This window comes from Candidatus Protochlamydia sp. R18, assembly GCF_000648255.1.
GTDB classification, from domain to species: domain Bacteria; phylum Chlamydiota; class Chlamydiia; order Chlamydiales; family Parachlamydiaceae; genus Protochlamydia; species Protochlamydia amoebophila.
Map to the genome: position 1 here is coordinate 1 of NZ_BASL01000623.1, position 7,945 is coordinate 7,945.

General features: G+C 33.0%; 10 protein-coding genes. 5 read left to right on the forward strand and 5 right to left on the reverse strand.

Annotation, left to right across the window (positions count from 1 at the left end):
- Positions 1 to 335: type II toxin-antitoxin system RelE/ParE family toxin (locus TY19_RS02265; protein ID WP_042279748.1), on the reverse strand; the 335-nt coding region annotated here is incomplete at its 3' end.
- A 57-nt stretch (positions 336 to 392) separates the two neighbouring features.
- On the opposite strand from TY19_RS02265, the gene TY19_RS19470 reads away from it, so the two are divergent.
- Positions 393 to 608: a hypothetical protein gene (locus TY19_RS19470; RefSeq protein WP_042279750.1), complete on the forward strand. Its 216-nt coding sequence runs from the start codon at positions 393 to 395 to the stop codon at positions 606 to 608.
- A gap of 479 nt (positions 609 to 1,087) precedes the next feature.
- On the opposite strand, the gene TY19_RS02275 is transcribed toward TY19_RS19470, so the two are convergent.
- From TY19_RS02275 to TY19_RS02285, 3 genes are all read right to left on the reverse strand, one after another.
- Positions 1,088 to 1,585, reverse strand: a complete 498-nt coding sequence (locus TY19_RS02275; protein WP_042279758.1) for a hypothetical protein — start codon at positions 1,583 to 1,585, stop codon at positions 1,088 to 1,090.
- Positions 1,586 to 2,775: 1,190 nt separating this feature from the next.
- Positions 2,776 to 3,273 (reverse strand): GNAT family N-acetyltransferase, encoded by a 498-nt coding sequence (locus tag TY19_RS02280; RefSeq protein ID WP_042279761.1) that lies wholly within the window; start codon positions 3,271 to 3,273, stop codon positions 2,776 to 2,778.
- Positions 3,273 to 3,548, reverse strand: coding sequence for a type II toxin-antitoxin system TacA family antitoxin (locus TY19_RS02285; protein ID WP_042279763.1), 276 nt, complete (start codon positions 3,546 to 3,548; stop codon positions 3,273 to 3,275). The genes TY19_RS02280 and TY19_RS02285 overlap by 1 nt, the downstream gene beginning before the upstream one ends.
- 748 nt (positions 3,549 to 4,296) lie before the next feature.
- Here TY19_RS02285 and TY19_RS19475 point away from each other — a divergent pair.
- Together TY19_RS19475 and TY19_RS02290 are read left to right on the forward strand one after the other, a co-directional pair.
- Entirely contained in the window at positions 4,297 to 4,449 is a 153-nt protein-coding gene (locus tag TY19_RS19475) for a hypothetical protein (RefSeq protein ID WP_226988463.1), read from the forward strand.
- Positions 4,450 to 5,373: 924 nt separating this feature from the next.
- Positions 5,374 to 6,063 carry a hypothetical protein gene (locus TY19_RS02290; protein ID WP_042279766.1) on the forward strand — a complete coding sequence of 230 codons (690 nt, stop codon included), beginning with the start codon at positions 5,374 to 5,376 and terminating at the stop codon, positions 6,061 to 6,063.
- 271 nt (positions 6,064 to 6,334) lie between these two features.
- Here the strand turns inward: TY19_RS02290 and TY19_RS02295 are convergent, their stop codons facing one another.
- Positions 6,335 to 6,625: a hypothetical protein gene (locus TY19_RS02295; protein ID WP_042279771.1), complete on the reverse strand. Its 291-nt coding sequence runs from the start codon at positions 6,623 to 6,625 to the stop codon at positions 6,335 to 6,337.
- A gap of 890 nt (positions 6,626 to 7,515) precedes the next feature.
- Between TY19_RS02295 and TY19_RS02300 the strand changes: the two genes are divergently transcribed.
- A complete protein-coding gene (locus tag TY19_RS02300) occupies positions 7,516 to 7,839 on the forward strand; it encodes a type IV secretion system DNA-binding domain-containing protein (protein WP_226988464.1) in 324 nt (107 codons plus the stop codon).
- 46 nt (positions 7,840 to 7,885) lie between these two features.
- The coding region (locus tag TY19_RS26695; RefSeq protein WP_226988465.1) for an IS630 transposase-related protein at positions 7,886 to 7,945 on the forward strand (60 nt) is incomplete at its 3' end.

Consider the following 7,945-nt stretch of genomic DNA (forward strand, 5'->3'; position numbering starts at 1 on the left):
CCATAACCTAACTCCCTAGATTGATAATCCTTCAAATACTCCATTGCTTTTGCAATGTCCTTGTCCTGAGATCCTTTATCACCACCGCAAAGAAGCAAGATGACTTTGTTTCCAATCTTTCCATAATAAATCCTAATGCCCGGGCCGTAATGAATCCGAAGCTCATGTACTCCCTTTTGCAAGGTTTTACAATCTCCAAAATTCCCAAGCTTCAATCGGTCTAACCGGGTTAAAATTTTAGCCCGTGTATGGATTTCTTTGATTTCCTTGATCCAAATCTCAAAGGGTCGTTTACCATTAGCCGTTTCGTAGATTTCAATATCGATCTCTTCCATATAGCTTATTGTATCTTTTAGGATACAATAATTCAAGTAAATTTTAACCTATAAATTTTGAGAATTTCGCCAATATCTCGAGAAACAATTTTTGAAAAAGAAAGAACAAAGGCAGGCCTAGCTTCTGCTAGCGCTCGTGGACGAAAAGGTGAAGCTCCTTTTAAAATGACTAATGCAAAGCTTAGACTAGAAATGGCAGTTATGAGTGAGCAGGTTTTCCCTTCTTTAAGTGGCAATGATAAGCTTCAGAAGGTATCACTTTTCGATGCTTAGCTAATGGCCATTGAGGTTGTTTTGGTTTAAGTCTTTTCAAATCAGAACAAAGTTTATAGAGTACAGCTTGGATTGATTTTGGAAGAGCTTTAATTTGTTTTTCCAGTCGTTTCGATCGCTCAATCTTCTAATTGCATATAAAATTAATCGAAAGCGATTAAAAAATAAGTAAGAATCGATTAAACTTAAATGTAAGTTTTTTAGTTTTTAATCTGAAAATGCTTTAAGTCTACGAGGCTATATGATAGCAAAACAAACGGGCTGTAAGAAATCTAAAGTTTTAAAACGTGCTAACACCATTTTAGAAACCTATTCACATGTAAATATATTGCAAAGCCTAGGGATGCCAAAAGGGTTAGCACAGCATCAATAAGATCTTAGCAATAGCTCTGAACCAAATGCTATAAGGTCACCAAAGCTATCAAATGCGCTATACACCTCAGACTTAAAAATTTTCTTAGAGCCAACCTTTTTTTAGTTTAAGACGTTTGTTCTTCTTCCATTTTGATTAACCACTGAATGGCTTCGCAAATCATTTCAGACTTTTCTGTTTTTCGCCCTTTCAACATTCGAGTTGCATAAAGGTCATTAAAAGCTTTGTAAATGTCTTCAGTTAGATTAAAAGTCATTTTATAGGTCGGGCTTTTTTGTGTTTGCTGTTTTGCTGTTGGAAATGCGTTTGTTTGCCCAGCTATTCGTGATCCTTGCCTAATATCCGAATGGGATTCCAGCTTTCCATTTTGATGTATGTTTGCTTGGCCAGTTTTATGCATAACTGTTTTTCTACTTTGTTGGATAAATGAATTGCTGGTAAAATGGAAATCTGGATTATTGCTAAGATGTTCTGCAGGCTGGATGGATGGTTTACTTTCCATTTTCCCATTTTTATGTTTACCCATTTCCCCAACCGATTCATTATCATACATTTCATCTATTGATAATTTAGTTTTTTTCTTAATTTCACTAATTCCTGACATGTGCACCCAACCTTTCCATTAATTCATTTGTAAAGTCATGATATGCTTTAGGATCGAAATCGAATGTCGCTTTAGCTGCTTCTTGCGATTCCTTTAACTTAACGTTTTCAAGAATGCGTGTATAAAAGACTTTTTTGATAAAATGAGGTAAATCTCATATAATAATTGTAGCAAATCAATAGAAGAAAAGATAAGGAATAGCCAATAAACCAGTTACAAATTGCCTGAAAGGCTAAGAAGGACTCGAATTATTTTAAAATATTCTCTCAAAACGATAAAAATCATGGATGCTCAGAATGACAACAAGAGTATAATTGATTTCATCCTTTTAAGGATATTAGACAGCTTAAAGGAAGAATAAATATTTGGTACCGAGTCTTTTTAATTAGTAGGCTCTTCCTCTTCTATTTAAAAAAAGGGAAGAAGGATTATTTTTTGGACACCCAAATGAATGGATCGTAAGAATATCAGCTAGTTGCTTGGTTTTATGGATGCCTATTTTGAAGGGTTAATGACAGATCTTCTGGTTTAAAAGATTTGCATTTTGTGCCCCAGATATCTGGTTATTCTATCACATTTTTATCCAAAAAAACTTATAACCAACCGTATCATCAAAAAACTTAAAGTTATACGAGCTTCACTCATGATATAGTTAAGCGGGCTGACTACAGCAGAGTAGCCTTTTGAAGCAACTCAGTGTAACACTGTTTGATTATATGTATCTACCATGCCATATAAATCTGAAATTTTCCTATCAATTTTAATTATTTTTGATCGGTGTATAAATATTGTAGAAAAATTGATTGTGGATAACTGTTTACTTACATTTTTTGCCCGAAGAAGTCATCTTTGTATGAACTTAACTTACTGATGATCAATCTAATTGAAAATAGAATTGATTTAGATTTAGGTCTCCTTTCTATGACGTTTTTTCCGCAAATGTTGAGAGATTTCTCAAACATATGATATCTTAGAAAGATTCAGATGGCTTCTAGCATTTCAAAAGGTGCTTTCTAATAAAGGTGCCAGTGAAATTCGCCCGTAAATGCACCCTAGGTAATTTTATTCAATCAAATCGCAGTCTAAAACCTATTCTCCCAATAATTTAGGCTTATGTGTGATACCATTCTTAGACAGGATTTATTTAAACCATGAAATTGATATTGCTTAGAAAAATAAGCAAATGAATTTTACTTAAATAACTTTTCTATAGTTATTAGAGGCAAATATAATGACATTGGTTCATCTTTATAAGGTATAAACCCGAAATGCTCATAAAACATTTTTGCTTTCTCATTTTTAGCATCTACAATGACAGCATGAGCTGCTATTGTATAAGCAGCCTTGCTTATTCGCTCAAGGGCATCAATTAAGAGAATTTTTCCTACATGTTTTCCTTGAAAACTGTTATCGACAGCTAATCTTCCTATTCTTGCTGCAGGAATCGGATAACGGGGAAGGTTCGAGCTATGTTTTTCTGGGACATTCTTAAACTCAATGCTAGCCATGCTAATAGTATAAAATCCTATGACTTGCTCATTTTCAAAAAAAACAAAGGTTTTACCTATTCCTTTTTTATGATTTGTTTTAGCAAAGCGTTTTAAATATTCATCCAGTTCTTGAATTCCACAAGAAAAGTTTTTATATGCACTTGGTTTGACGTCATCAATGGATTTTGTTATTGGCATTAGAACGTTTTATCTTCAGTAAAATTTCGATATACTTTAAGAGCCTTTTTCAAAGCCTTATTGGGTTTTGGTGGATTTTCAAGAGCCTGTAAAAATGCATTGCTATCTTGATCAGACAATACAAGAGAATCTCTTTGCTTTAATATTTCAGCAGACCGCTCCAACATAGTCAGGCGTAAAAAAGTCGATAAGTTCATACCTACAAAATTGGCAGCAGCTTCCATTTTTTGTCTTTCTTCGTGATTAGTTCTAAATTCTATACGATCTTGTTTCATACATACCTCCATATATTTATTGTAATATATTGTACGGTATCTGTACAAACAAAATAAATTCTGATCAACTGAAGTTTTGGATTGAATAATTTTCATTCAAAACCTGGCATGCTCACAATTGTTGAAATTAATTATTTCCTCTCCAAGCTTTTAGAAGCTAATCTCGATTGCCAATTTTCTGGTATTTTGTGCAATCTTAGAAACCGTAAATTGGTTTAGTACTAATATATTCTTTCTAAATACCAACAATTTGTGACCTACTCCTTAATAAAATCTTTATGTTAAGAAACGTGTGAAAAAATGAATAATTATTTGGAGAAGTTGTCTAAAATAACTATATAAAAATTTTTATCAGGCTTGCCGGTTGCCTTGTCGCCTTTTTACGAACTTTTTTTATCTTTAATGTGATATAATTAGAAAATACTATTTGTAAAAAATTATCTCTCTGCTGATAGACGATGTTCAATCTTGAGGAGTTTTGAAAGTTTTTTAGCAATTTTTCCACCTACCATACATTTATCATTCTCAATTTTAGAAATATCGTACTGGCTTATGTTGCTTCTTTTCTGCCAAACTCAACTCAAGTCATTTCGATTCCAATGGAGTACATAACTAAATTCGCTAGCGAATCTTACCGATTTTATTAAGTTAGTTCTTTTAGCCATTCAGAATTTAAAATTTCAAAAATGCGCACAAGTCTAAAAAATAAGTCCATGAGTACAATACATTTAGTTATCTGGACGGAAATTTGGAATATTATGAAATCATTCCGAGTTCCATTTTTTTAGATCAAACAGAAAGCAATTTCATGCTTATTCCCTACAATTGTCGAGAAAAAGTTCGTTCTGTTGTGGGAAGTCGAAAAGCTTCGTCCTATACATTTCGCTTCCTTCTTTTTTAAGTTATCAATATGAAATGATGCGGCGTTCTAACCATCAGGAAGAAAAGAAAGTCTTTAAAATCAATTGCAATTGGAAAGATATTGCCATTGCGATAAAAATGCCTGAAACTGTATACAAGCGGAAAAAAGATAAAACATTAAAATTTTGGATAACGCTTACTTTGTGGCAAAAGAATTAGATATCTACAAGATTATTGGCAAGAAGGAGCTGTAGTTACCTTAATTTTTAACGAAAAAAATATTTATCTTCCGAAATGAATTCGACTAAAGAAAAATAGAACAAATAACCCATCAATTTTTAAATAGTGCTCACTTTCTATGGAATTTCTTTAACAAAAAAACTACCCAATGACTCAAAATATAAAATTTCTAAGTTTTTGAAATCTTTTTATCTTCGAGAATTTGAAAACCTATTTCACACCTGGTCCAAAGAAAATATCGCACAAGTAATTGATTGAGGATTACGTCTTAAACTTTGGCATAATTGATTAAGTACTCCAGCCAAAATTAGACAAAATATCGGTGAAGACATGAAAGAATTGAATAATTTGCTATTTGAATAATTGCCTTATTGGTTTACGCTTGCGTAATTTTAAAAATTATTTAATGCTTAAAACGCGAAATTACAGCAATAAAAAACTGTAAAAGAAACGATGGAAAAAATGCCTTGTATTGGGTTCTGGTCAGAATTTTGAATATAGAGATCTGCTCAGTATTCGGAATATAAAGCGCGTTGTAAAGAAACGTGTTTTTGAAGATCACGATTGGTTTTAAAAAAGAAACAAAGAGAAAATTTAAAATGCTGGCGATACTTTTTATAGTGATCATTGCTTTCACTTTTTCATTCACCTGGTGGCATAGACTATTCACTGAACTTGACTACTTTCAAATCGACTACACAAAAGAAACAAAAAAAAGGATGTTATGGGTGATCTTTGGAAACCTTCTAAGCTTAATACTGCTGTTCTATCTCTTACGATCTGTGTTTTTACGCTTAGTACCGTAGCTCCTCTGAGTGCTGCCCCACAACAAGTTAATCTTAACCTTAATGATCTTGGCTTTGCCTTACGCATCGAAAAGCTTGTTGAGAAGGTGAATCATTACCGCAAGAAGGGCGACAGCAAAAAGCTCATGGAAACCATGTTCGATATGAAAGCTGAAGTCGAGGGCTACACTGGCCAGAAAATTAATCTTGATAAGACTATTGATCAGATAGAACAACGAGTCAAAAATCAAGGTGGAAAGGTCGACAAAAAGGTTATCAAAGAGCTCAAGAAAGACTTTAAAAAACAGGAAAAGAGAACTAACCATAAAGCCCTCTATATGGCTAACTGTATGGAATTTGATTTACCTTACCACGCCGAAGATGAACAACTTCTCTTTGATAATCATATCAACCTGGCTAAGCATAGTCATGGTGACAAAGGTGATGAGATATGTGTACCATTACGTGTCACTATCGGCATTACAGTAACTCTTTGCGGTCTATTCCTTTTGTTCGTTCCAATTCCAATATGCAAACAATATGCCCCTTATGTTATCGAAACTGGTCTTGCTTTCTTAGTTGATGAAGGAATCACTCAATGGGAAGATAAAGACAAAGATAAAAAATGAAAGAAAACAAAATATATCCCATAAATGAGACTATTTTAGGTAAAGGATATGATCATGGAAATTCTAGCAATTTTGTATCAGAAAAGCGGATCAGCGAAGAAAACAACCACTGTTAATTTTTTTATGTAGATTTATATAAGTAATGTTATTCACGTAAAAATATTCGAGTATGCGAGTCAATACTCTTTTAATTGAAAAACAATTAAATGACTTTTTAATTTGAAAGCTGATTGAAGTACTTTTCTGATTATAGTAGATGAATACAATAGAATTACGGATGTGGTGTAATAGCAATAATATATAAGTATCCACGGCTAGGGCCATAGCAATAAAAGACGCGATATGCTCCAGGCGTTTTATTTTTTTGAGCATATGACGACGCGAAAACTTCCCCATCAAAAGGAGAGGAAATAGCCCCAAATTTGTGAGTATTTAATGAAGGGTGACGCAAATTAATTTGCATAAGACCTAATGTCTTAGCCACAGCTTTGTATTGAGAATTTTTGTCCTTATTGCTTTCTAATGCTAAAAATTGATCTTTCGCCTCAATTGAGTTAAGCAAATTCGGTTTCTCGTATCAAGTTGAAGCTTAACTTGTTTTTGATTAATATATTTTCTCATAGGTTGACCTTTTGCAATGTAACAATGTTGTTACAGCAACATATCACTATTTGAACAAATTCAATAATTATTTATTTCTAGTATTGCAAGTACTTTTATGGGCACCGAAAAGCAATTAAACCTTTGGGATATAGGTACTTCTGTAGAGGAAAATATTTTGTTTTAGAAAGAAATGCACGATTTGAAAGGAACGCAGAACAATCTCCGCCGCGGATTTTTTCAAAGATACGATATAATAAATAGAGAAATTAAATCTCTCAAAGAACAGATCGAAATTTTAAAAAATGAAAAAGCAAAATAAAAAGTCTATTCTAGATTTAGGCATTTTACATTTTTTATGGCGATACGGACTAGTTATATCTAAAAGATTTTTGCTCATTCTTCTTGAGTATAAATCAATTTATCCTGAATTTTAATCAAAATCAAATGGCAAAAGCACCAAAAATTCAAGAATACTAAAAAGTAAAACAGCATTTCATTAAGAATAAATAATTTTTGTATTTTCTTAATCTTTCGATTTTAGGTCGTTGGTTTATTTTCATCGTTTGAAAACTTTTTAAGGTAAAATTCAATAATACAAGTTTTATGGGCTTCTTTTAGGCGGCGTCGATAAACTTTCGTTTGATAAAGTGCATCTATATCTAAAAACTTTTTGATTGTTTCTTTTAAGGTTAAAAAAAACTATACTATATCAACAAATATTTTTAATACTGCTACAGTAAAAACCTAGCAAGTTGAAATCATGACTACAGCTTAAAAGGAAATACTCTTTCTTCTGTTTGGTTAACACGTTGGAAACTGAAACTATCCCGACGCACCTATTTCATCTCTATCGGATCGCTTCCTCTTGTCAAAGGAGCGGAAACACAACACCTCATGGTTACAGGAGAAACGGGTAGTGGTGGCAAGACAAATTGTTTACATCACCTATTAAAGTCAGTGCGTCAACAAAAGCAACGGACAATTATTGTCGATACCACAGGTCTTTTAACGGAGCGGTATTATCGAACGGAGAAAGATATTCTTTTAAATCCCCTAGATTCGCGGGGAGCTCCTTGGCACCCTTGGTTCGAGTGCATAGACAAAACCAGTTATGCGACTGTGGCAGAAAGTTTTACCCCTCAAAGTCTTTCAGATAGCGATAATTATAGTTAGTTGAATTTAAACTTGCATATAAGATATAGTTTGACTTAAAAAAATTATGGCATACTCCAAAGATTTAAGGCAAAAAGCACTCAACTATTTAGAAGCTGGACATTCT